The 24,098-nt window shown below is 70.3% G+C and carries 14 protein-coding genes and 6 pseudogenes; 13 read left to right on the top strand and 7 right to left on the bottom strand.

Annotation, left to right across the window (positions count from 1 at the left end):
* Nucleotides 1-32: 32 nt before the first annotated feature.
* The 5 genes from OG948_RS00310 (at nt 33) to OG948_RS00290 (ending at nt 3,447) form a co-directional block, all read left to right on the top strand.
* A complete protein-coding gene (locus OG948_RS00310) occupies nt 33-248 on the top strand; it encodes a hypothetical protein (RefSeq protein ID WP_406292785.1) in 216 nt (71 codons plus the stop codon).
* Nucleotides 248-1,222, top strand: a complete 975-nt coding sequence (locus OG948_RS00305; RefSeq protein WP_406292783.1) for a hypothetical protein — start codon at nt 248-250, stop codon at nt 1,220-1,222. Before OG948_RS00310 ends, OG948_RS00305 begins: the two co-directional genes overlap by 1 nt.
* A gap of 2 nt (nt 1,223-1,224) precedes the next feature.
* Nucleotides 1,225-2,037, top strand: a complete 813-nt coding sequence (locus OG948_RS00300) for a hypothetical protein (protein WP_406292782.1) — start codon at nt 1,225-1,227, stop codon at nt 2,035-2,037.
* Between the two features lie 127 nt (nt 2,038-2,164).
* A complete protein-coding gene (locus OG948_RS00295; RefSeq protein WP_406292780.1) occupies nt 2,165-2,290 on the top strand; it encodes a hypothetical protein in 126 nt (41 codons plus the stop codon).
* Nucleotides 2,287-3,447, top strand: a complete 1,161-nt coding sequence (locus OG948_RS00290) for a methyltransferase domain-containing protein (protein ID WP_406292779.1) — start codon at nt 2,287-2,289, stop codon at nt 3,445-3,447. Before OG948_RS00295 ends, OG948_RS00290 begins: the two co-directional genes overlap by 4 nt.
* A 79-nt stretch (nt 3,448-3,526) precedes the next feature.
* On the opposite strand, the gene OG948_RS00285 is transcribed toward OG948_RS00290, so the two are convergent.
* Together OG948_RS00285 and OG948_RS00280 are read right to left on the bottom strand one after the other, a co-directional pair.
* Nucleotides 3,527-4,246, bottom strand: a complete 720-nt coding sequence (locus OG948_RS00285; protein ID WP_406292778.1) for a GIY-YIG nuclease family protein — start codon at nt 4,244-4,246, stop codon at nt 3,527-3,529.
* 1,392 nt (nt 4,247-5,638) lie between these two features.
* The gene (locus tag OG948_RS00280) at nt 5,639-6,226 is read right to left on the bottom strand and encodes an integrase core domain-containing protein (RefSeq protein WP_406292776.1); all 588 of its coding nucleotides are present in this window, start codon (nt 6,224-6,226) and stop codon (nt 5,639-5,641) included.
* Here OG948_RS00280 and OG948_RS00275 point away from each other — a divergent pair.
* From OG948_RS00275 to OG948_RS00265, 3 genes and pseudogenes are all read left to right on the top strand, one after another.
* A pseudogene (locus tag OG948_RS00275) lies at nt 6,225-6,770 on the top strand (transposase); the annotation flags it as partial. The gene OG948_RS00280 and the pseudogene OG948_RS00275 overlap by 2 nt on opposite strands.
* 566 nt (nt 6,771-7,336) lie before the next feature.
* Nucleotides 7,337-7,992, top strand: a pseudogene (locus tag OG948_RS00270) (hypothetical protein).
* On the top strand, nt 7,989-8,354 hold the full coding sequence (locus OG948_RS00265) for a hypothetical protein (protein WP_406292775.1): 366 nt from the start codon (nt 7,989-7,991) through the stop codon (nt 8,352-8,354). The pseudogene OG948_RS00270 and the gene OG948_RS00265 overlap by 4 nt, the downstream one beginning before the upstream one ends.
* A gap of 1,176 nt (nt 8,355-9,530) precedes the next feature.
* On the opposite strand, the gene OG948_RS00260 is transcribed toward OG948_RS00265, so the two are convergent.
* Entirely contained in the window at nt 9,531-11,390 is a 1,860-nt protein-coding gene (locus tag OG948_RS00260; protein WP_406292773.1) for an RICIN domain-containing protein, read from the bottom strand.
* A gap of 393 nt (nt 11,391-11,783) precedes the next feature.
* Here OG948_RS00260 and OG948_RS00255 point away from each other — a divergent pair.
* Nucleotides 11,784-12,063, top strand: a pseudogene (locus tag OG948_RS00255) (transposase); the annotation flags it as partial.
* A gap of 165 nt (nt 12,064-12,228) precedes the next feature.
* Nucleotides 12,229-15,147, top strand: a complete 2,919-nt coding sequence (locus OG948_RS00250) for an FG-GAP-like repeat-containing protein (RefSeq protein WP_406292771.1) — start codon at nt 12,229-12,231, stop codon at nt 15,145-15,147.
* Nucleotides 15,148-15,236: 89 nt separating this feature from the next.
* Here OG948_RS00250 and OG948_RS00245 read toward each other — a convergent pair.
* Nucleotides 15,237-15,949 (bottom strand): annotated as a pseudogene (locus OG948_RS00245) (IS110 family transposase); the annotation flags it as partial.
* 293 nt (nt 15,950-16,242) lie between these two features.
* On the opposite strand from OG948_RS00245, the pseudogene OG948_RS00240 reads away from it, so the two are divergent.
* Nucleotides 16,243-17,246, top strand: a pseudogene (locus OG948_RS00240) (IS5 family transposase).
* A 100-nt stretch (nt 17,247-17,346) separates the two neighbouring features.
* Here the strand turns inward: OG948_RS00240 and OG948_RS00235 are convergent.
* Both OG948_RS00235 and OG948_RS00230 read right to left on the bottom strand, forming a co-directional pair.
* The gene (locus tag OG948_RS00235) at nt 17,347-18,927 is read right to left on the bottom strand and encodes an IS1182 family transposase (protein ID WP_406300154.1); all 1,581 of its coding nucleotides are present in this window, start codon (nt 18,925-18,927) and stop codon (nt 17,347-17,349) included.
* A 107-nt stretch (nt 18,928-19,034) separates the two neighbouring features.
* Nucleotides 19,035-20,387 (bottom strand): IS4 family transposase, encoded by a 1,353-nt coding sequence (locus OG948_RS00230; RefSeq protein ID WP_406292770.1) that lies wholly within the window; start codon nt 20,385-20,387, stop codon nt 19,035-19,037.
* Nucleotides 20,388-20,550: 163 nt separating this feature from the next.
* Here OG948_RS00230 and OG948_RS00225 point away from each other — a divergent pair, with 163 nt between their 5' ends.
* Complete coding sequence (locus tag OG948_RS00225) at nt 20,551-21,054, top strand: hypothetical protein (protein WP_406292769.1); 504 nt, start codon at nt 20,551-20,553, stop codon at nt 21,052-21,054.
* A 233-nt stretch (nt 21,055-21,287) separates the two neighbouring features.
* Here the strand turns inward: OG948_RS00225 and OG948_RS00220 are convergent.
* Nucleotides 21,288-21,377, bottom strand: a pseudogene (locus OG948_RS00220) (chaplin family protein); the annotation flags it as partial.
* Nucleotides 21,378-21,726: 349 nt separating this feature from the next.
* On the opposite strand from OG948_RS00220, the gene OG948_RS00215 reads away from it, so the two are divergent.
* The gene (locus OG948_RS00215; protein WP_406292768.1) at nt 21,727-23,961 is read left to right on the top strand and encodes a beta-propeller fold lactonase family protein; all 2,235 of its coding nucleotides are present in this window, start codon (nt 21,727-21,729) and stop codon (nt 23,959-23,961) included.
* The last annotated feature ends 137 nt before the right edge of the window (nt 23,962-24,098 follow it).

The following is a 24,098-nucleotide window of genomic DNA, read 5'->3' as shown; positions in this document are numbered from 1 at the left end:
CAACCACCGACGACACAGGAAAGGGATCACCCATGGCAACCCCGCTGCTCCTGACCCGCCGCCTCGCGGCTCCCGCACCCACCACCCGCCCGCTCTCGCTGCCGGAGCACCGCTACGACCCGCCGGCCGGTGCGAACGTCGTCGCGGACGGCCGCCTGCTGGTGGAGGCGGCCGATCCCGCGGTCGTGGCGAACTACACCAGCACCCAGGACCAGGGCGGCGTGCGCCGCAAGGACGACCCCAAGTAATGCCCCGTCGCGACGCCCGCGTGATCGTCGTCGCGGCCGAGGACGATCTCACCGCCGACCTCGTCACGAGCCACCTCGACCGCGACACGTTCATCCGCCTGGACCCCGGCCGCCTGCGCGAAACCGTCACCGCCGGCGGCCGGTTCACCGCCGGCACCTGGACCACCGTCATCGACGACGGCCACCGCGCCGCGACCCTCGGACCCACAACCTCGGTGTACTGGCGCAAACCCACCCGCCCCGACACACACCCCGACCCCGACGAGCGATGGCGCGCCGACGAGAACACCACCAGTCTCCTGGGGCTGCTCCGCGCACATCCGCTTCTGTGGGTCAACGACCCGCTCGTGGTCGACGCGTCCGAGCACAAACCCACCCAGCTCGCCTCCGCCGCCCGCCACGGCCTGCGCGTACCCGACACACTGTTCACCTGCGACCCGCACCAGGCCCGCGCGTTCCTCACCGCACACCACGACAAGGTCGTGGTCAAAGCCCTGACCCAACGCCACACCACCCTGATCCCCACCACCCGCCTCCACGACTCCGACGACCTGTCCGCGATCGCCGGCACGCTGCACTACCTCCAGGCCCTCGTCGAGAACCGCCTGTTCGACGCCCGCGTGACCGTCGTCGGCGACCGGGTGTTCGCCGCATCGATTACCACCACCGACGCCCTCGACTGGCGCACCGCCCCGGCCGCCGACTGCCGCCACGCCCCGATCACGCCACCCGCCGACGTCGAACGCGCCTGCGTGGAACACGTCCGCGAACTCGACCTGCGCTACGCCGCGCTGGACTTCCTCGTCACCATCGACGGCTGGACCTACCTGGAGACCAACTGCGCCGGCGAGTTCGGCTGGATCGAGGCCCTGACCGGCCTGCCCATCTCCACCGCGATCGCCCGCCTCCTCACCCACCACACCCACGAAACCCCCGACCCCCGGCATCCCGCGGCCACACCCGCGAGGATGTGACGATGGACCCGCTGCTCGCCGCCGCACTGACCACCCTCGACGTCGCCGACGAGCCCCACCCCCTGACCGCGCACCACACCCACGCCTGGCGAGCCGGCCGCTGGAAGATCAAGACCACCACCGAACCGGCCACCACCACCCTGCTGCTCCACGAGGTCCACGCCGTGCGGCTGCTCCACTCCCAGGGACTGCACGCGGCCGACGGCCGACACGGGCGGGTCGGCGACGGCGTGTGGACCGCAATGGAGTTCCTGCCCGGCGTCGACCTGTGGCACTGGTGCACCCGAGGCCGCGTCCCCGAACCCCCGCCCGACTTCGCCGCCCGGCTGCTCGCCGTCGCCCGCCGCGCGTTCACGGCGCTGGAGCGCCTGAATGTGGCCGGGTGGCGGCACGGCGACCTCCAACCCTGGAACGTCCTGGTCGGTCCGACCGACGACGTGGCGTTCGTCGACCACGAATACACCCACCACCCCGCCCTGCTGCCGTTGCCGCACCCCTATCGCGGCGGCATGGACCACGCCACCACCCCGGACGTCGCCCGCCGCCTGCTGAGCACCACCCCCGACACCCACATCCGTCTCACCCCCGCCGACGAACGCCACGCCCTCGCCGCGACCCTGCGCTGGGCCTGGACCGGAACCACACCCCAGACGACCCGCGACGTCGGGCCGGACATCACCCTGACCGACCTCCTCCAGGACATCGCCACCGGCCGGCACCGCGTGCCCCTGTCCCGAGAACGCCCCTGGCCCGCGCCGGAATTCGAAACCCTCCTCGAGCACGCGACCCAGCGGAAACCGGCACATCGAACGTGACACCGAACCGCACAGGACCGCCCCGGGCGCGCCGCACGGACCGAATCCGGTGAACCGTGTCCCCCGGTCCGCGCCGTGCCGTCATCATGAGGTCTCAGACCGTGACGACCGGAAGAGGCGAGTACGCATGGGTGAGCACGGCAAACCGGCCCCCGACCCGTCCACGGGAACCCCGCCGCCGGGTAACAAGGACGGCCAACCCACCCCCGAGCCGACCCCGGACGGCCGGCACAAGAAGGACCCCAACAAGTGAGCGACGTCCTCGAAGGCCGCCGCCGCGCGTGGAACGAGGCCATGTGCGCCCATCACGCGTGGCCCGAGGACGCACCGTGGGTGCGGGCCGCGTTCGACGCGACGCCCCGCCACGCCTTCGCCCCGGATCGCATATGGGACTGGGACGGTGAAGCGTACGTCCCCGTCGACCGCGCCACCACCCCCGACCGGTGGGCCGAACTCGTCTACGCCGGCCCCCGCGACGCCACCGTCACCGAGATCACCGACGGCATCCCGACCTCGTCACTGTCCTGCCCCTCGGTGGTGGCGACGATGCTGGACTCCCTCGACGCCGAACCCGGCCACCGGATCCTGGAGCTGGGCACCGGCACCGGCTGGAACGCCGCCCTGCTCGCCCACCGCGTCGGCCCCCACGGCCGGGTCACCAGCGTCGAGGCCTCGCCCGACCTCGCCCGCGCCGCGATCCGCAACCTCGCACAAGCCCGCCGCGGCGTCGACGTCGCGATCGGCAACGGCACCCACGGCCACCCCACTACCGCCCCCCACGACCGCGTGATCGCCACCTACGCCGTCGAACACGTCCCCTGGGCGTGGATCGAACAACTGCGCCCCGGCGGGGACCTGGTCTTCCCGCTCGGCCGCATGGGCCACTTCGCGGCGACCGTCGCCGACGACCACCGCTCGGCCCGCGGCTGGATGCACGGCCTGGCCCAGTTCATGAGCGACCGCAGCACCCCCATCCCCGCGGCCACCGTCCACTCCTACACACAGGTGCGCAACGGCCGCGCGCCCGACCACATTCGCCCCGTCGACCGCGACATCACCCCGCTGCGCACCGACGCGAACCTGATGTGGGCGCTGCGGATGGCCCTGCCCGACGTCGTCTACACCACCGACACCGATCAGGACGGCGTCAACGCCTGGATCCACGACGGCGTCGCGTCCTGGGCCGTGGTCACCACGCTCCCCGACGGCGGCGCCCGAACCGAACAGGGCGGACCACGGCACCTGTTCGACGCATTCGAGACCGCCTGGGACGCGTGGATCGCGCACGGCAGCGTCAGCCGCTGGGACCACGGCATCACCCTCACCGAACACGAGCAGTACGTCTGGGAAGGCGATCCCGACACCGGCCGCCGCCACCACCTGCCCACGCCGGCCCCCGCCCCCGCCTGAACACCCGACCACCGATCCGGCGGCCCGCCGCACGACACTCTCTGCCACCGCCGCGCGGCACCCCGATCCGCCATGGCGTTCACGACGTCGCCGGCCGGTCCCACAGCAGCACGTACTGCGGGTCGTCCGCGAAACGCGCCGCGGCCGCCCGGACCACCGCGCACGGGTACGGCGCCCGGCAACGCTCACAGTGACCGTGACGATGACGCGTCAGGCGCGTCAACTCCCCGGCCCGCAACGGCCAGGCAGCGTGCTCCGGAAGCGTTCGACCATGCTTGCGCGCCGTCTCGGCGCGTTCCGCCATCAGCCAGCCGCACGGCCGGTGCGGGCTCCACCACAACCCGAACGGCACCTCGTGGCCACGGATCACGGCGGTGGACTCGACCCATGCCCTCCATGCATCCGTCCCCGCGTCCGGCTCCGGACGAGGTCCGCCGCCCAGGCGTTCCTCCAACCAACGGTGCCGGAACCAGCGGGCGGCCGCCTCCCCGGACTTGGCCTTGTTGTGGCGCGGGCGTTCGGTGACGACGGCGAACGACTCCGCCAACTCGGCCCGTGATCGGGAGTCGAACCACTCGATACGGGTCGACGCCACCTGCGGCCACCATTCCTTCGGCTTCGACCGCCCGTTGCCGTACCGATGGCCATGGAACCTCTTCCTCGGATCCACGGAGACGCCCACGTACAACAGGACACCCTCGACATCGAACAGCCGATACACCGCGGTGCGCCGGCCCTCGAGCACCGCCCGACAAGCACGATGCACCGCGAGGCGCCGCTCGAACTCGTCGCCGTCCATCGCCCCGACCGAAACCTGTTCCGGCGCGTCCCGCCCCGCCCCGACACAGCCCGCAGCGACAGGGGAACCGCCCACGGGCGCAACCGTCGTCCCGACCCGACGGAACACCCGCCGGAGCCGGCGCCGGAATCGACCGCCTCCGCCCGACGACGCCTCACCCCAGCCCGGGCCCGGTTCGGCGCCCTGCACGGCATCGATCACGACAGGACAAGCCGCCGGATCGACAGGAATCGTTCCCTCACGCACCACTTGTCGTAATCGTCGCCTCATGCCGCCATCGTGGCATCGCGACTTCACCCACCGAACCGCAATACCCGAAACGACCCGCCCCGCTGCGCCGTCGCACAGGCAGAGCCGAGTCCCGGCACGAACCGCCGTCGCGGCGGGCCTTCACGTGGGCCGGGGCAGCGGTGTCCTCGGCGACCCGCAGTGTCGCGATGGGTATGGCCTCGACAGCGCGCGCACGCGCCGTCGAGGCCATACCGGTTCACCGCCGTCGCGGGTGCTCCGTCCCGGCTGCTTTGAAAGATCTTGTCTATTGATCATGTGTTGACCAGTGGATTTGCAGGATCTGGGATTTTGGTTCTTGGCTGTGTGGCCTGGGTTTTGCTGTCTTGTTTGGCTTTGTCTGGCCTGTGGCCTGTGGTTTTGCAGGATCTGGGACGGATGTTCAGTTCCGTGGGGAAAACCTGTAGGCGGAGGATGAGGTCGCCTGGGTGTTGATCTTGATGTGATGCGGTGATCACTGTGGTCGGTCCTTCTTGCTTCCGTTGCCGGTTCGGCCGACCTCGGTCCAAGGGTCGTCGGGGCCGGTTCGGTCCATGGTGGATGGTTTGCCGTCGAGGGTGGTGATCTTCGGGCGGTACCCGGGCTTGTCGGGGTGCTCCGTCCCGGTTGCTTTGAAGGTTCTTGTCGATCGTTCATGTGTTGACCAGTGGCTGTGCAGGATCTGGGATTTCGGATCTTGATTGCGTGACCTGTGGTTTTGCTGTCGTGTTCGGCTTTGTCCGGTCTGTGGTCTGTGGTTTTGCGGGATCCGGGACGGATGGTCGGTTCCGTTGGGAAAACCTGTGGGCCGTTGCCGTTGCCATTGCCGCGGTCGGGCAGAGTACGCCGGCATGTTCGCTCCGACGGTGCGGGCCCGGAGTGGCGTCTCGTGTGGGTGTGGTGTTGCACGACGTTGGGTTGAGGATCCTCGGAGGCGCCGGCCGCGGTATGTCGTCGTCGAGGTGTGGCGCCGGGGTTTGTGGGCTTGTTCGTCGTCGGGTGGTGGTGGCGGGGGATGATGGTGCGGTCGTGCGGTGGGGGAGGGGGCGGGGTGAGGTTCGTGTCGGGTGGGTTTCCGTTGGTGGTGCCGCAGTCGCCGTTGCAGTTGTGGGCGTACGTCGCGGGTCATTCGAGGATGGTGTGAGGTTTCCCCCGGAAGGTGGACACGGGGTTCCATGCGGCGAGTGACACCATATCCGCCTTGGCCGCTTGTGCCTCGAAGGCGGCCGGGCTGACGTAGCGCAGAAAGCTGTGCCGCCTGCGGTGGTTGTAGAACGCGATCCAGCGGAAGACGTCGATTCGTGCCTGATGCTCTGTCAACCACTCTTCTCCGTGGAGGACTTCGCGTTTGCAGGTCGCGAAGAAGCTCTCCGCGGCGGCGTTGTCGTAACTCGATCCGACCTTCCCCATCGACCGCCGGATCCCGTGCCGTTCGCAGGCTTTCGCGAAATCCGCAGACGTGTATTGCTTGGGTTCAAAGGGTCGTTGCAACACCTGAATGTGGAGGTGTTGCATGGGGAGGCCGGTGGGTTGGATCACGCAGTTCACCGGGCGTCCGGCGATGCGGTCGCCGGGTCGTCCGCCGCCCCGGCGAGATGTGGAGCGCGCGTTCTGGGCGAGGATCGCCGAGGGTTTGACCAGCGAGGACGCCGCAGTCGCGTGCGGTGTGTCGGGCCCGGTCGGTTCGCGGTGGTTCCGCAAGGGTGGCGGCATGCCGCCGATGCAGCCGGCCCCGCCGTCGGGCCGGTACCTGTCATTTGAGGAACGTGAGGAGATCGCGCTGCTCAAGGCCCAGGACTACGGGGTCCGCGAGATCGCGCGCCGACTGGGCCGGGACCCGGCGACCGTCTCCCGGGAATTGCGTCGCAACGCAGCCACGCGCGGCGCCAGGCTCGAGTACCGGGCGTCGACCGCGCAGTGGAAGGCGGAGCTGGGGGCGCGGCGGCCCAAGACCGCGAAGCCGGCGGCCGACGAGCGGCTGCGCATGTATGTGCAGGACCGCCTCGCGGGCGAGGTCCGGTTCCCAGACGGGACACCTGCGGTGGGGCCGCAGGCACCGCGGTGGAAGGGCCGGAACAAGCCCCGCCGTCAGGACCGTCGGTGGGCGACGTCGTGGAGCCCGGAGCAGATCTCCCGCCGACTCAGGACGGACTTCCCCGATGATGAGTCCATGCGGATCTCGCACGAAGCGATCTACCAGGGGCTGTTCGTCCAAGGACGTGGGGCACGGGCCGCCGAGTGCGTCCGCACCCGGCGCTGAACCCGGAACCCGCGGAGCGTCGAGTCCTCGAGGAGCGCCTCCCGGGGTTATCGACCCGGAGAGTCGCATCGATGCCCGCCTCGTTTCCGAGCGTGCGGGATCGTCGACATCGGACGGATCACGGGGAGCCGCCCGGTGTCGCGAGGGTGCGCCGAAAGGGCGACCACCAGCCACTGTGAGGGCACCCGGGCCCGGTGTGGCAGGGCGTGTGGGCGCACTCGGGGGGCAGGCGTGCCGACCGGGGCGGACGCTCGGCCGAACGAGCGAGGGACAGGGCCTCCGGAATCCTTCGGCGTGCACACCCGTGCCCGACGCCGAACACCACGCGCACCGCGCCCGGGAAAACGCCGCCGAACAACGCGCCCTCACACGCCGGGCCGACCTCGACATCCACGACACGGCCGCCACCGCGACGCGCCGGCACTGCGCCTGGTGGGGGGAGCGGGGGCGGATGATCCGCCCGGCCGGGTGCCGCTCCCACCCCCACCTTCGGCGGCCGGCTGAACGGGCCGCCCCCGGAGCGGAGGTGTCAGGTGATGTAGGGGTCCGGGCCGGCGAGTTCGATCCTGGAGCGCACCGGCGAGTACTACCGGCTCGGCAGCCGGCTGTTCGAACTCGGCTCCCTCGTCTCCCGTCGGCGCCTGCGCGAGACCGCACTTCCGTTCCTCCAGGACCTCTTCGAGAGCCGCGCCAGACCGTGCACTTCGGAGTAAGGGACGGCGCCGATGTCGTCTGCTCGACGTCTGCACCACGATCGTCTCGCCCTGCGCATCCACGACGGCGCGTTCTCCGCGATGGACCTCACCGCACGCCACCCGCGGACCGGAGAGCTGCTGTCCACCGTGAAGTTCATGGTGCAGACCCTCGCCGCCGCCGGCGAAGTCCAACGCGACCTCCCGCGCGAACTGACCTACGACGGGCTGCGGGCCGCCGAGGCCAAGGGCAACAAGGGCGGAATGCCCGGCAAGGTCGCCGACTTCCTCCACGCCACCGATCTGGACGACGCCGAGCGGGCCGCGCTCGGCCACGGCGTGACGGTACGGCGCGGCCAGGGCTACACGCTGCGCGTCACCGCCTTGCCCGCAGTCCACCGCAGACTCCTCGCCCGCTGCCGGCCCCTCGGCGGCACCCAGGGGCCCGGGCGGTCCCGGCGCAGCACAAGGCCCGCCGCGGGTACGAGAACCGCGTCAGCACACTTTCGGCTGCCGGCCTGCGTTGAGCGGACCGAACACCCTGCCGCCCACCGGCGAGCACACCCCGGCCGCGGCCGAGACCGACCCCACCGCGACCTGGTCGTCGCCGTTCGCCCACGGCGCGCGCCTGTACACACCCGGCGCGCACCCGGTGTCGACGCGCCAACTCGGCGCGGTCACCGTAGCCCTCGTCCACACCGTCGCCGCCCACGGGATCGTGTGCGTGTACGGCGACCCCGGACACGGCAAGACGATTGCGCTCCAGCAGGCGCTGCGTCTGCTCCCGCGCCGCGTCCCGGTACACCGCGCGCTGGTCGCGGTGAAACCGGCCCTGCCCCAGTTGCGCGCCGCGCTGCTCACGGCGTTCGGCCTGCGGCCACCTCCCTGACGAACCGCACGGACGCCGCCGACCGCGCGCTCCTCGACGCCCTCGCACCCCCGGGTGTGCTCGTGATCGACGATGTCCAGCGCGTCGCCGTCCCCGAGCTGGACTACCTGCGCCTCCTGGCGGACGCCCCCACCACCCACACCAGCCTGGTGCTGTGCGGAGCAGACGCCGAACGCACCCTGGCACGGGCTCCCGCGCCGGCCTCCCGCGTCCTGACCCGGCAGCACGTGCCACGTCTGCAGGCATCGCAAGTCCCCGGTGAGCGCGGCGGGGCGCTCGGCGGTGGCGTCGATGCTGCGGGACCACCGCCGGGCCCAACGACGGCCTCGGCTTGCGGTACGCCCTGGGGTTCCCTGACGACAGGGTCGCGCATCCGATGGCAGTCCCACGGAGGAGGCTGCCGTTTTCTGGCGGCGTTTGTCGGCTCGGGGAGGGGCACTGACGGCATGGCTGGTCGTCGCCGCCTTGCGGGTGCGTTACGTCGGGATTGTCAGGCGGTGCGGGTGAAGGTGGGCCGGTCGGAGGAGCGCAGGGTCGGCGGGAAGGCGGGCACGGTCAAGGGACGCACGTCGAAAGAGGACCTGGGCCTGCGGGCGTCGGGGGCCGGGTGTCCACGACCGTGCCGACGCCGGCCAGGGCACGAGCACGCACACGAAGGAAGGCGTGTTCCTGGGGGTACGAATGGGGAGAAAGCGCCATGGCGGATGTGTGTGCGGTGGGGTGAGCGCGGTTGTTTCCCATCGCCGGTGGTGTGACGGCGGGACGACGCTGAACACGGTCGTGCACCTGGCGTCCCCGGCGTGGACGAAGAACGCGCCGCTGACGGTGGACGACGTTCTCCTCACGGTTTCGGAACTGATCACCAACGCCCACACGCACGCGCACAGCGACGCCCACCTCGTCCTGGCCCGGGACAGTCGGTGCCTGAACGTCCACGTCGGCGACACCGGCCCCGGCCCGCCCGTCGCCCGGGGGAACGAGGGGCAGACTCGCGCCGTCGGGGCGGGCGCAGCCGATCCCCGAGCCGGGTGGGCGGCGTCGGGACGTGGGGCCTGCCCGGTCGCGCTCCGCGTAGCCCAGGCAACCACCGGGGGAGCCGTCCCGGCCTGCCTCGCGCAGTCGCGCGAGCTCGTCGCCCCGCCCACGGTGGAATCGTGGGCGGGGCGACGCCTGTGCCTACGCCGTGGGCGCGAGCTGCCACTTCTGGTTGGGGCCGCCGTTGGCGTACCACTCGATCACGTCGGCGCCGTCCGCCACGGAATCGTCCCGAACATCGGCGACCAGGCCGGTCGAGACGTTGGTGAGCGTGACCGCGGCGTTGCCCGTACCGATCGTCCAGCGTTGGTTGAGCCCCTCGTTCGAGCCCCACTGGACCAATTGCTTGCCTGCGGCGCCGGGCTGCTCCGGGGCGTCCAGGACGAATCCACTGCCCTTGTTCACGAGCACGAATCCACCGCCCTGCGCGACCAACCGCCAGGTCTGGAAAGCGCTCTGGGACGCGGTCTGCTGGACCGCGGTGCCACCGCGCACCATCGACCCGCCGGCCACGGCCAAGACCTTGTCGCTGTGCACGTTGGTCAACTTGTAGGTGATCGGCACCAGTTGCCACTGGGCAGCGGCCGGGGTGCCGCCCGCGACCTGAACGACCTCGGCGTTCTCGGCAGGCGAGGCGTCGCGCACGGCGACATCGAGTCCGGTCTCGACGTTCTTCACGGTCGCCTGGTCACCCGACGAGGTGATCTGCCATTTCTGGTTGGTTCCGCCGTTGGGCCCCCACTGCAGTAGTTGCCGACCGACGGCGTTCGGCTGCTGAGGCCCGTCGAGGAGCAGTCCGCTGCCCCGATTCGCGAGGAGGTATCCGTTCCCGGAGGGGCTGATCGTCCACTGCTGGTACGCACTTCCGGTCCACGTCCGTTGTGTCACACCGGCGCCCGCCGTATCGGCCCCGTCGGCTATCGAGGCGACTTTGCCGGTGGTGCGATCGACCAACCGGTAGACGGACGAGGCGCACATCCCGCGCGGGTCGAGCGACACGCGCGGCGTGCAGTCGGCCCATCGGGCGGTGCCGCGATACACATCGTGGTCCGAAACCTTCTCGTCGTAGTGCAGCACGCTGCCGCCGACGTCCTGGAAGTGACGTTTGCTCAGGAAGATGTAGTCGAGCTTCTTCGGGTCCGGCTTCTTGGTGTCATACGTGAACTCATCGATCCCGCACGGCTGGCGATACGCCTCACACGGGGTGTCGCCGGCCGGCCGGGTGGTCTGGTCGGCCTCGATGAACTGCCCGTTGCCGCGCGGCTGGGCATAGAGCGTGGCCAGGGCCGGATCCCCCGGCAGGATGTTGACGTCACCGGAGACGATCACCGGCAGGTCTGCCGCGATCCAAGGATCCGTGAGTGATCGGATGACGTTCACCTGGGCCGGGGCGCCACCATAGGCACTCTGGTGCGTCGCGCACACCTTGGTGAACCGGCCGCGCAGGTGCGTGTCCGCGCACAGGAGGATGAAGCGCTCTACGACTACGCCGTTCTTGGTGTCGGGGGTGCCGAGGTCGTGTCCGGCCTCGTTGGGGTTGAGCACCTCACTCTTGACGAAGACCGCAACGCCCTCGGTCGTGCCGTAGGTGTCGTCTGTCATGGCGCAACCCGCCGAATCGGAGGTCGTGCGCTGATACTTGCCCTTGTAGCCGAGTGCTTCGAGGCGCGGGCGCAGGGCGTGGTACTGCACCTCGCAGACCTCGTTCAGGAACACCGCGTCCGGCGCCCATGTCTCGGTCTCGTTGGTGATCCTGTTTACGCGGTTGACTATCTCACCGCGCCACTCGTTGGCCGGATTGCTGATGAAGTCGGTGCAGTTGCCCGCGCCTCCGCAGATGTTGTACTCCAGAAAACGCAAGTCGTCGCCGGCCTGAGCGGCTGCCGAAAGGGTCTGTGTGGGCGCGGAGTTCGGGCGGTCGGGTGCCGCCGACGCGAGGAACGGTTGTAATAGCACGCTTGCCAGGACGGTCAGGGCGATGATCAGAGATCTGGGACGCATACTGCCTCCGGTAGGGCGAATCCGTTGACACACCTGTCAGCACGACCGGTTGGTCGAGTGGGCATCGTTGACCCTAGCAAGTACTGCGTGGTGGCCAGGCATGCTTGTGGGCGCCGCAGGATCGGGTGTTGAGCCCGGGCGTGGCGAGTTGGGGTGTGGCGGGTCGTGTGGGTTGGGGTGTCGCAGGTTGGACGGGGACGGTTCGTGGGCGCTCGGGTGGGGGCCGTGGGGGACGAATCGCGTCGAGGCTGGTTTCGGTAACGCGTTCGGTGCCGTCGTCGATGGCGGTGATGGCGACTCCAGCGCACCGACGGCGCCCTCGCGATCACCGGACCGGCGGTTCGTCGGTGTGATCGACCGCTGACCGACATCGGCCTCGCCCTGGCGCACGCTCTTTGGGTAACCGGCCACACCGACTTCAGGCTCGTCCGCCGGGCCCGCCGCCGACCTGGAACGCCCCTGGGAGAAACCGGCCGACGCACCCTGCCCGGGCCGGCCGCCGGTTCCGGAACCTCCGCCCGCACCTCGCCTGCCGGCCCGTACACCCAAACCTTCACTGCCCCGCCCAGGACGGCCGCCCGGCTCGAAGAACCGACAGTCCGCCACCCGCCACGACGTGGGCAAAACCGTGCGCTCCGAGGGCGTCGCCGAACGAGACCGACGCGGAGCATGAAAGACAAGCTCAGCTCGGGGGAGACGACTCGGTCCGCCGTCCGGCCGACGCGTTCCACGAGCCGATCGGCCGTAGGGTGCTACCCGTATCCGGTAGGTGACGTGCAGTCAGGTCACCAGTTCGGGAACGCGCACGCACTGTCGCCAAGCAGCCGAAGGACATTCGATGTCATCGTCGACCCAGCCCTGTCCGACGTGGTCCTCGCCACCGGACTCCGTACCGGCGCCCAGGGTGGCGGTATCCCGCACGCGGCCCCTCCCCGTCACCCTCGCCCACCTCCTCCTCGCCCTGATATTGGGCATCGCCGGAGCAACGACGCTGTCGCCCAACGCCGTTGCTGCCACCCACGGCTCCGCTACGGTCCCACCGGTCCGGGTCATCACCTACAACGTATGCGGCGGTTACATAGCCGGCTGTCGTTCCACCCTCGACACGGCCTCCTGGGCGAACAGCGCGAAGGCGGCAATCTTCGGGTTGGCGCCCGACGTCGTCATGCTCCAGGAACTGTGCCGTGGCCAACTCGAGGCCCTCGACACGGCCGGGTATCGGATGGTGTGGCTGGAGACCCGCCGCGAGGACTACGGATGCGGCAAATGGATCGGCAGCAGCGCGCCCGCGCCCTCCGGGATCGGCATGCTTGTCAAGGGCTCGGTCGCCCGCACGTTCGACCACGTCTTCCCGGCCGCCGATCCGTCGCGGGCGGACGACCCGACGGCGGATCACTACGCGCTGCTGTGCGCCGAGGCCAATCCCGCCGGCCGCGCCGCCCTCGTGTGCGCAACACACCTCGACGGTCTGCTCCCCGACCAGGGAGCCCCTGTCGTCGCGGACCGGATCAAGACGTGGGGCGCCGGTTCCCCGCTCATCCTCGGCGGAGACTTCAACGCCGACCCGCAGGACCCGAACATGGGCCGGTTCTACTCCGCTCAGAGCGGCAACGGTGACCTGGTGGAAGCCGACGAGAGCGATCGCGAGCACTTCGCGCCCAACTGTGCGAGCGTGACCCGTTGCCGCTCGGGTGAGTACACGGCCGGAAAACACGCGATACCGCCCGCCGGCGGGAAGACCACGGCCACCCGCAAGTTCGACTACATCTTTGGCAGTGCCACGTACTTCGATCCCGCCGTCGGTGACGTCGTCGACGTGCTCCGCGACGGGACGAGTCTGTCGGACCACTTGATGTACGTGGGCGAGTTCACCTGGAACGACGATGTCATCCCGCCTGCCGCTCCCTTGGTCACCTTCGACGAACAGCGCCTCGCCACGCCCAATGATCGGCTCGACCGCGTCGGCCACACGGCGGGCGACTTCACCGGCGACGGGATCGACGACCTCGTGTTGCGCTCGCCGTCGGGAACCGTCGACATACGTCCGGGCGACGGGCATGGCGAATTCGCAGATCCGGTACAACTCGTGTCCGCCGACCAGGGTTGGTGGGACGCGGCGAGCATCACGGCGGGCGATTTCGACGGGGATGGTCGGGCGGATCTGTTGGTGCGTTGGACGGCGGGAAGTGTGTTCCTCTACCCCGGGAACGGGCACGGTGGGATCGGTGGTTCCGTCCCGTTGTTGCCGGCGGGCTCGTGGGGCGACGCGGTCGACGTCACGGCCGAGGATTTCACCGGCGACGGCAAGGCGGACGTGGTGGTCCGTTGGAAGTCGGGCCGGGTCACGCTGCATCCGACGATGACGAATCCGGGCTCGTCGGTACCCGCCTTCGGTGCGCCGATCGAGTTGCGTCCGGCCGGCGCCTCCGGCTGGGGCGACGCCACCGACGTGACCGCGGGCGACTTCGACAACGACGGCCGGGCGGACCTCCTGGTCCGCTGGCGCGCCGGCAGCGTGTACCTCTACCCCGGCAACGGCCAAGGCGAACTCGGCGGTTCCCGCGCCTTGCGTCCCGCCGACGCGTGGACGGACGTACGCGAGGTGACAGCGGGCGACTTCACCGGCGACGGCACGGACGACGTCATGCTGCGCTGGAAGGACCAACGCGTCGATCTGCTCGCGGGCATCACCGGATCGGGATTCGCCGCGCCGGTTACGATCACACCCCCGGGTACCGTCGGATGGATCGACGCGGTCGACCTCACCGTCGGGGACCTCACCGACGACGGGGTCGACGACGTCGTCCTGCGCTGGAATTCGGGCAACGTCGTGCTGTATCCGGGTGACGGACGGGGCGGTCTGGGCGGTTCGAGCCCCTTGGTCTCCTCCCCCGATGGAGCCTGGAGGGACGCGGCGAGCATCACGGCGGGCGATTTCGACGGGGATGGTCGGGCGGATCTGTTGGTGCGTTGGACGGCGGGAAGTGTGTTCCTCTACCCCGGGAACGGGCACGGTGGGATCGGTGGTTCCGTCCCGTTGTTGCCAGCGGGCTCGTGGGGCGACGCGGTCGACGTCACGGCCGAGGATTTCACCGGCGACGGCAAGGCGGACGTGGTGGTCCGTTGGAAGTCGGGCCGGGTCACGCTGCATCCGACGATGACGAATCCGGGCTCGTCGGTACCCGCCTTCGGTGCGCCGATCGAGTTGCGTCCGGCCGGCGCCTCCGGCTGGGGCGACGCCACCGACGTGACCGCGGGCGACTTCGACAACGACGGCCGGGCGGACCTCCTGGTCCGCTGGCGCGCCGGCAGCGTGTACCTCTACCCCGGCAACGGCCAAGGCGAACTCGGCGATTCGGTCATATGGCAAGCGGCCGGCGCGTGGACCGACGTCGTCGACATCGTCCCCGGCCGGTTCACCACGGGCGGCACCACGGATATCGTGCTGCGTTGGTCCGATGGCTCGGTCGTACGGCAGCCGAGCAGCAGTTCTCCGGTCGGCCCGACGGGCGGCCCGGTCACGCTTCGCGCGACCGACAACCGATACCGCGTCGCGTACTTCGAGTACACGGTCGACGTCCCGCCGAGCACCGGTTCATCCAAGCGACTCGACGCCCGACACAACAGCGCCGGCTTCCGACCCACCGCCTCGACCGCAGGAACCCACACGCTCTACGTCTTGGCCGTCGACATCGCGGGCAATCGATCACCGATCACCACCCGGGTGTTCAGCACACCGGCAACCTCCTCGAGGTGACGCCCACACTCGCCTTCCCGCGAAGCGGCGAGGCGAGTGGGCTCCCGCCCCAGGCGTAGGTCGGTTTCCCGGTTTCCCCGCCCACCGTGCGCTCGAGAGGGCACGACCGTGTCCAGGGTGGTCGTGCCGGGGACGACGACGGTCTGCTCGTCGAGTGCGTCGAAGACGTCGTCCACCAGGCGTTCGGCCATGCGCGGCGCCTTCGGGCGTATCAGTGTCACGAGTCTGCGGCGTCCGGCCTTGCGCAGGGCGGCCGGCGAGCCGTACCGCTCCAGCAGGTGGGTGACCGCCGGGTGGTCCAGGCGGGAGCCCAGGACGCGTTCGAGAGAGGGGTGGAACCGGGTGAGCAGGCCGCGGATGCGGTTGCTGGTGCGGGTGGCCTCGGCGGCGAGGTCCTGGTCGAAGCCGGTCGGGACGGTCGGCGTGGCGGTGGTCTCGTCCGTGGCCTCCAGGGCGCGCAGGGTGTGCGGCATGGTGCGGGCGGCGTCGGCGATCACGTGAGCGTCGCGGGCGTGGGTCTTGGCCTCTCCCGGGTGGAGGTCGGCGATGCGGCGCATGGCCGGGCCGGGCAGGTAGGCGACCTCGCAGCCCGCGTCGCGGGCCACCGTCAGCGGCAGGGCGCCGATCGAGGCGGGATGGTCGACGATCACCGGTACGGTGCCGAACCTGGTCCGGAGCTTGTCGAAGACGGCCCGCAGTTTGGGTTCGCTGTTGGGCAGCCGCTTGTGAGGCCGTGGCCGTGGTGGTCTGATTTGCCCACGTCCAGGCCGAGAAAGAACTTGATGTCGCCGGTGTCGAGCACCGCACCCCTCCCAGGGGGTCGTTCCGGTCCCGGCCTCAAGCCTTCGCACCGCACGCGCGCGTCCACGTGACGCAGACCAACCACCCTTCGTTGGCCGGGCGTTGCGCTCGGTCGGGTGGCGGTCAGGCCTCTCATCAGCGGTCGAACGGTGCTCCGGGCCCGGTGACACCACACCCCAGGTCATCCCTTCCAATGCCGTTGCTTTAAGAACCACTACTAGGGCGTGTATCGGGTTGTGATCGATCTGTGGGATTCGTCGTCAACCCGGTCCTGGTCTGGTAATTGGTCTTGTTGTGACGCGAGAGCAACTGACGGACGTGGAGTGGGAGTTCATCGGGCCGTATCTGCCGATCGGTGGGTTCGGTCCGTATCCCGAGCGGCTGCGGCAGCAGTTCGAGGGCGTGATCTGGAAGTTTCGGACGGGTGCGCAGTGGCGTGAGATGCCGGAGCGGTTCGGTGCGTGGCCGACCGTGCACAACCGCTTTCGGCAGTGGCGGGACGCCGGTGTCTTCGAGGCCCTGTTGGAGGGCCTGATCGCGGAGGCCGCGAAGCGGGGCGTGGTGGACATGTCGCTGGTGAGCGTGGACTCGACCACCGTCCGGGCGCACCACGACGCCGCCGGGATGCATCTCGACCCGGACACGCTCACCGCTCTGGAGAAGGCCGCCGCCGAGGAGGAGAAGGCCCGGCAAAAGGGGGCGATCCGGAGGAACAAAGCGGGAACGGAGCCGGAATCGACCCGGACCGGGAGGAACGACGACGTGTCCGGCGCCGGCATCGGATCCGGCTGAGGGCCGCCCTGCTCGGACGCTCGCGGGGTGGACAGACCTCCAAGATCCATCTCGCCTCGGACCGCAACTGCCGGCCCTTGGCGCTGATCCTGACTGCGGGACAGGCCGCCGACAGCCCGCAGTTCGTCCCCGTCCTCGGGAAGGTACGGGTCCGCGGGCCCGTCGGGCGTCCCCGCACCCGGCCCGACGCGGTCGCCGGAGACAAGGCCTACTCGTCCCGTGGCAACCGCGCCCACCTGCGGAGACGCCGCATCAAGGCAGTCATCCCGGAAAAGAGGGACCAGGCCGCCAACCGCAAGAGGAAGGGCACCGGGGGCGGCAGGCCCGTCGGCCACGACGCAGACCTCTACAAGGAACGGAACACCGTCGAGCGCCTGATAAACAGGTTCAAGGCCTGGCGAGGCATCGCCACCCGCTACGACAAGACCCCCGAGAGCTACCTCGCCGGCCTCCACCTTCGCGCCGCGATGATCTGGGTCAACGCCCTCAGCCGGGGCACCTGTTGATCTCAACTGGATACGCGGCCTAGAAGGTCGATGAAAATCTTGGGACCGGTTCCGTCGCGTCAGTGGCGGAACGGGTCGCGTTTCGGGTGCTGTGCCCCGCTCAGGCGGTGGTGGGCAGGCGCCAGGTGGTGCCGTCGTGGGTGAGGCCGAGGCGGATGAGGGTCCGCAGGTTGATCGCGGCGGCGCGGACGTGGAGCCAACGATCGTTGGGGGCGGTGCCGCGGTGGCGGAGTCTGCGGTTGCCGCGGGCGACGATCCAGGCGACCGCGCGTTCCACCGGTGGGCGCCAACGCCGGTACTCGGCCTGCCAATGGAGGTCGGTGGCGGCCTGTCGACGCGCGGCGGCGAGGTGGTCGTGGTGCGGACGGATGGTGAGGGTCCGCCCGGCTTCGGCCTTGGTGCACCGGCCTCGGAGCGGGCAGTCGGTGCAGTGGTCGCCGAAGAACGCCTTGCGTTGGCGGTGTTGTCCGGCGGGGGCTGCCAGGGCGGCGGTGTGGCCGGCCGGGCAGGTCGCGGTGTGGGCGGTGGTGTCGACGGCGAAGTCGTCGAGGGTGAACCCGCCGGGCACCGCGCTGCGCAACGGGGCGGGTTTGAGGAACAACCGGTGCCCGGCGGCCTCCAGGACCGCGCGGGCGTCGCCGGTGGAGTAGGCGGTGTCGCCCAGGAGGTCGACCGGGTCCGGCTCGTCGGCGAGAAGGTCGAGGACGACGTTCGCCTCGTGGTGTTCGGCGCCCGAACCCGGGGTGAGTGCCACCGCGGTGAACAGGAGCGTCTCGGGTTCCACGACCAGGTGGGCCTTGTAACCGTCCTGGTGGCGGCTGCGGGTCTTGTGGATGTGTCGGGACTGCGGGTCGACGACCGAGACGACGCGGTCGGGGGCGGTGCCCCGGGTGATCCGCCACCTGCCGTCGCGGCCGTCGGAGCCGTCGGCGGGCTCCACGTCCTGCCCCGCCACGAGCGCGAGCAGGCCGATCGCGTTCGCCGCGCGTTCGCCGTGCTCGCGGTCGGGCAGGTTCCCCAGCAGCAGGAACGCGTCGCGGACCAGGGCGTCCACCAGATCGGCTCGGGCGGCCGGGTCGTTCCAGGCGATCCTGGGTTTCCCCGGGTCGGTGTAGTCGTGGGCGCGGCAGTGTTCGGTCGCGACGGCCGCGGCGTCGGGGACCTCACGGATCACCGCGCGCACTCCGGAGACGAGTTGGGTGACGGTGTCCTGGGTGGCGACCGCGTCGTCCAGGACGGTGGAGTCGACCGCCCGACGCTGCCTGCCCTTCAACACGCCGGTGGCCCGCACGACCTCGCGGACCGCGTCGAAGACCCGGTCCGGACGCGCCGACCGGGCCAGGCGGCGACGGAAGTACGCCAACAGCGACGGGTCGAACGCGATGTCGTGCAGGCCGAGCCCGCAGGCGGCCTTCCACCGCAGGTCGCACCGCAGTTCCTGCACGGTGTCGAAGTCCGAGAGCCCGTTCAGGGCCTGCAACGTGATCGCCGCCGCCAGGACCTGCGGCGGCATCGACGGACGCCCGTTCGCCGACGGATACATGTCCGCGAACATCACCGCCGGAAACAACGCCTCGCGATGCTCGGCCAGGAACGCGAACACACTCCCCGCCGGGATCAGCTCCCGACACGTCGCCCACACGTCCGGCCCGATCAACTCACCCGACCATTCCCCCTGCACCATGAAAACGAGTCTGGTCCCGCCGCTGACGCGGCGGGGCCAGAACGCAACATCTTCATGAGTCTTCTAGAACCAACGCCGTTCAGTTAAGGCGGGGTTGGGTGGTGTCAAGGGTCAGTCATGAGCACGCTGATGCTGATGGTGGCTTTGTAGGTGGTCCGATCGATGGTGGGTCCGCGTGCGTTGTACTTGGAGATCGCTCGTTTGACGATGCGGTCCTTGGTGCGGACCCGCCGCTCGGGCAGGAGTTGGACCAGGACCTGGCGACCGATGGCGCCGACCAGGTCGACGACGGTGTCGGCGATGATGCCCGCGGCCAGGACGAGCTGGTCGCGGGCGGCGGAGAGCGCGACGGTGAAACCGGCCCGGTCGGGGTCGGTGCCCGGAACGCTGTCGGTGGCATCCGTCATCGCGGTCCGCAGCACCTGGTAGGCGACCAGCAGCGCCCAGACCTCCTGCTCGACCCCGGCCGGGGTGCGGGCGCGCAGGACCCGCCCGCCCAGGATCGTGGACTTGAGTTCCGCGTAGGCCGTCTCGATCTCCCAGCGTTCGTGATAGAGCCGGACGAGTTCGGCGGCGGGGTACGCCGACGGATCGGTGAGGGTGGTCAGCAGCCGGTAGTGCCCGGTGCGGGTCTCCCGGGACGTGGCGACGCCGATCTCGGCGTCGACGACCCGCACGGTCAGCGCGCCGATCCGGGTGAGGAACGAGCCGTCGCCGCAGCGGGCCACCACCGGCAGTCTGCGACCGGACTTGCACCGCACCAGCAGGTCCGCGCCGGTGGCGGCAAGACGGTTCAACAGGTGGGCCGCGGCGAAGTTCCGGTCGCCCAGCAGCAGCATCCCGGCACGCAGATCGCCCGCAAGGCGGCCGGCGTACTCCAGCTCGCCGGTGGTGGCCGGCCCGAAGACCGCACCGATCACGGCCCGGGTGCCGCAGGCCACCAGTGCCGTCAGCCGGATCTGCGGATAGCCCCCGGCCCCGCTGTTGCACCGCTGCTTGGCAAAGACGGCGAGGTTCGCCGGAGTGTCCGGCACCGGCAACAGCGTGCCGTCGACCGCAACCACCAGCAGCCCACGCCACCGCGCCTGGGCCGCTGTCGTGGCCACCGGCCCGCGCAGCAGGTCGAACAACGCCTTCAACGGCGCTGTCCCCAAGCGCTGTCGGGCCTGGCGCAACGCGCTGCCGCTCGGCCGGACGGACAACGGACCAGCCAGGCCGGCGCACAACCGCTCGAAGACCTGCCGGTAGCCAAGATCGGCGAACAACGCCCCGGCCAACAGCAGATACACGGTGACCCGCGCCGGCACCAGCCGGACCCGTCGCTCGACCGTCCTGGTCGCCACGAGCACGTCGTCGACCATCTCGAAGGGCACGATCCGGGTCAACTCGCCGATGTGGCCGGGCGCGAAAACCCCGGCCGCCACCTTGACCGTCCGCCTTGTGGCAGTCTGTTCCAACAGCGGAGCTCCCGTGGTGAGGATGTCTTGGAGTGACAGACCTCTTCTACGGCAGCTCCGCTGCTCTGTTTGCCGGCTTTGACAAACCCGCGCCCGCACCTAACTGAACGGCGTTGCTTCTAGAACGTGTCCGCGATTCTCCCAGACGAAGAAGGAGGGCATCGTGTCGTTGTCCGCGACCGATCTCGCCAGGCCTGGAAACACGATCACGATCCGTTCGACGTTCTTTGCGAACATCTTCCTGCGCATGGACGGCACCGGGGTGACCGCCTTCGCCGACAACGGCGGCGGGAAGGTCAACTGTCAGTACGGCACCGGCCCCTGGACCACGTTCAAGGTCCACCCGGAAACCGACGGCTCGTACTCCTTCGAGTCGGCGGCCTTCCCGAACGTGTTCCTGCGCATGGACGGCACCGGCGTCCCCGCCAACCAGGCCGGGGGCGGGACGGTCAACTGCCAGTACGGCTCCCTCCCCTGGGAGAAGTTCAACGCCCGCGCCCAGGCCGACGGCTCGTTCTCCTTCGAGTCGGTGGCCTTCCCCGGAACGTTCCTGCGCCTGGTCACCGACAGCGGAGTGACCTCCGCCACCGGCCCCGGCGGAACGGTGAACGGCCAGGTCAACGCCAACGGCGGCGGACACGAGAAGTTCATCCTCGAAAAGGCCTAGCGGTCGGCCCGCCCGGAGGAATCCCGCCTCCGGGCCGGCACCGGCCGTGCCGGCCCGCCCCGTAGTCGAGGGCGAAACACGTACGGCGCCGCACCACCGGGTGCCGCGCCGTACGTTCTCGTCACACGACGCCCGGGTCGGTGCCCATCGGTTTCGCCTCGCGCAGCCTCGCACCGCGCAGGTCGGCATCGCGCGGACGCGCACGGGCGACCGCCGCCCGGGCCGCGCCCACACCCACACACGTCGACCGGCACGTGGACCGGCACGTGGACCGGCACGTGGAAGGGGTTCCCGCTCAGGACGCCGGGCGAGCCGACCGCGGCTTTGCCTCGGCGCGACACGGGGCCACCGTGGGGGCCGTTCCCATCGGATCTTCCCGCCCACATCACCGCGGGCCGGGCCGCCTGTATGCACCCCCGGACGGCGGAGGCCGGTACCCGTTTTTCGGCGTTGGTTCGAGGATGTGCCGGTTTCGACCCGATGCGAGGGTTCGGGGTGTCATGCTGGGTGGGTCGAGGGGGCCAACGTCGTTGGTCGCCAGGGATGTTCGCTCCGTCGCGGGGTTCGTCCCGGTGGCGGTGACCGGGGGGTCTGCGTCCATGCGGCGTCCTCGAGGTCGCCCGTCCGACACCCTGACGCGGGGTGAACCTCGAGGAAGGGACAGGACACCCGATGTCCTCACGCTCCGCGTTACGTCCGTCGCGTCTGCGGCGTAGGTTCTCCGCGCTGGTCGCCGCCGGCGCGCTCGCCATGACCGGGCTGGTCGCGCCGGCCGCCCCCGCCGCGCAGGCGCTGCCGCCCGCCCCGGTGGCATACGTCGCCGACCTGTTCGGCAACACCGTCACCGCGCTCGACACCGCCACCAACACGGTGGTCGCGACCGTCCCCGTCGGTTCCTCCCCGCTCGGCGTGGTGGTGTCCCCGGACGGGGCGCACGTCTACGCCGCCAACAACGGCTCCAATTCGGTGTCGGTGATCGACACCGCGACCAACACCGTCACCGCGACCATCGCGGTCGGCGCCGGCCCCATCAAGCTCGTGGTGTCCCCGGACGGCGACACCCTCTACACCGCCGACTCGAACGCCAACACCGTCTCGGTCGTCGACACCGCCACCGCGACGGTCACCGCGACCGTCCCGGTCGGCGCCCTCCCATTCGGTGTCGCGCTCACCCCGGACGGCGCCCGCGCCTACGTCTCCAACAACGACGGCAACACCGTCTCGGTGATCGACAACGCCACCCACACGGTCGTCGCGACCGTCGGCGTCGGCCAGAAACCGAACGTCATCAAGGTGACCCCGGACGGGACCCGCGCGTACGTGGGCAACCAGAACTCGCACACCGTCTCGGTGATCGACACCGCCACCAACACCGTGACCGCCACCGTCCCCGTCGGGATCGGCCCGTTCGGCCTCTCCCTGTCCCCGGACGGCACCCGCGCCTGGGTCAGCAACAACAGCGCGAGCTCCGTCTCGGTCATCGACACCGCCACCGACACCGTCGTCGCCACCGTCGGCGTCGGCAACGGCCCGTTCGAGTCCGCGGTCACCCCCGACGGCACCTTCGTCTACGTGCCCAACGGCTACGCCGGCACCGTCTCGGTGATCGACACCGCCACCAACACCGTCACCGCGACCCTCCCGCTCGGCCCGTTCCCGTACGCGATCGCGTTCGCCCCCGGCAGTGTCGCGCCGCCGGCGCCGGTCGTCACCGGCATCAGCCCCACCACGGGCCCGACCGCGGGCGGCACCGTCGTCACCATCACCGGCACCGACCTGAACGGCGCCACCGGCATCACCTTCGGGCCCGGCAACGCGGCCACCGGCGTGACGTGTTCGGCAACGTCCTGCACCGCCGCCTCGCCCGCGCACGCCGCGGGAGTCGTCGACGTCCAGGTCACCACCCCGGCCGGCACCAGCGCCACCGGCGCCGCCGACCAGTTCACCTACCTGGCCCCGAACGCCGACCTGGCCACCACCGTCGCCGACTCGGCCGATCCGGTCGCGCTCGGCGACACGATCACCTACACCCAGACCGTCACCAACAACGGCCCGGCCACCGCCACCTCGACGACCTCGGCGCTGACGCTGTCCGGTGTCGCGCGCAGCATCGTCTCGGCAAGCACCTCGCAGGGCTCGTGCACGATCAGCGCCCCGACCGTGAACTGCACCCTCGCCACCTTGACCAACGCCGCGTCCGCGACCATCACCGTGGTCGTCGAACCGCAGGCCACCGGCACGCTGACCGCCACCGGCACCACCACCTCAGCCGTCGCCGACTCCACCCCGGGCAACAACACCGCCGTGGAGAACACCACCGTCGACAACGGGCACGGCTGCACCGTCACCGGCACGGCCGGCAACGACACTTTGAACGGGACCAACGGCAACGACGTCATCTGCGGCCTTGGCGGAAACGACACCGTCAACGGCGGCAACGGCAACGACACGCTGTACGGAGGCACCGGCAACGACGACCTCAACGGCGGCAACAACACCGACCTCATCCACGCCGGGTCCGGGAACGACGTCGTCGACGGCGGCAACGGCGACGACACGCTGTACGGGGGTGACGGCGACGACGTCATGGGCGGCGGCAACGGTGCCGACTACCTCTACGGAGAGGCCGGCAACGACACCAACTACGGGGAGACGCTGCTGGGTTCGCTGCTGTACCTGTTCGACAACGGCGACGACCACATCTACGGCGGCCCGGGCAACGACGACCTGGACGGCCAGAACGGCAACGACACCCTCGTCGACACCTCCGGCACCGACACCATGAGCGGCAACCTCGGCAACGACACCATCAACGTCCAGGACGGCGCCGGCGGAGACACCGCCAACGGCGGCCTGGGCTCCGACACCTGCAGCGCCGACGCCGGAGACACCACCACCAGCTGCTGACCGAAGCACTGGGCGAACCGGAGGCCGGGCGGAACACCAACCGCCCGGCCACCGACCATCCCCGACCGCACGCCGAAACCGCGGGAACGCGTCCGTCACGAGCGACGCGACGCACACCGCCAGAGCGGCCGCCCAGG

The organism is Embleya sp. NBC_00888 (genome assembly GCF_045207655.1).
Lineage (GTDB): Bacteria > Actinomycetota > Actinomycetes > Streptomycetales > Streptomycetaceae > Embleya.
The sequence above is the reverse complement of the archived record's forward strand: the minus strand, read 5'-3'. Positions and strand labels throughout refer to the sequence as shown.

Bases quoted from the DNA above. Each gene is read 5' to 3' on its own strand.
- OG948_RS00305 (WP_406292783.1), top strand. From the start codon at position 248: ATGCCCCGTCGCGACGCCCGCGTGATCGTCGTCGCGGCCGAGGACGAT.
- OG948_RS00310 (WP_406292785.1), top strand. From the start codon at position 33: ATGGCAACCCCGCTGCTCCTGACCCGCCGCCTCGCGGCTCCCGCACCC.
- OG948_RS00250 (WP_406292771.1), top strand. From the start codon at position 12,229: ATGTCATCGTCGACCCAGCCCTGTCCGACGTGGTCCTCGCCACCGGAC.
- OG948_RS00260 (WP_406292773.1), bottom strand. From the start codon at position 11,390: ATGCGTCCCAGATCTCTGATCATCGCCCTGACCGTCCTGGCAAGCGTG.
- OG948_RS00285 (WP_406292778.1), bottom strand. From the start codon at position 4,246: ATGGACGGCGACGAGTTCGAGCGGCGCCTCGCGGTGCATCGTGCTTGT.
- OG948_RS00215 (WP_406292768.1), top strand. From the start codon at position 21,727: ATGTCCTCACGCTCCGCGTTACGTCCGTCGCGTCTGCGGCGTAGGTTC.
- OG948_RS00295 (WP_406292780.1), top strand. From the start codon at position 2,165: ATGGGTGAGCACGGCAAACCGGCCCCCGACCCGTCCACGGGAACCCCG.
- OG948_RS00280 (WP_406292776.1), bottom strand. From the start codon at position 6,226: ATGCCGCCACCCTTGCGGAACCACCGCGAACCGACCGGGCCCGACACA.
- OG948_RS00300 (WP_406292782.1), top strand. From the start codon at position 1,225: ATGGACCCGCTGCTCGCCGCCGCACTGACCACCCTCGACGTCGCCGAC.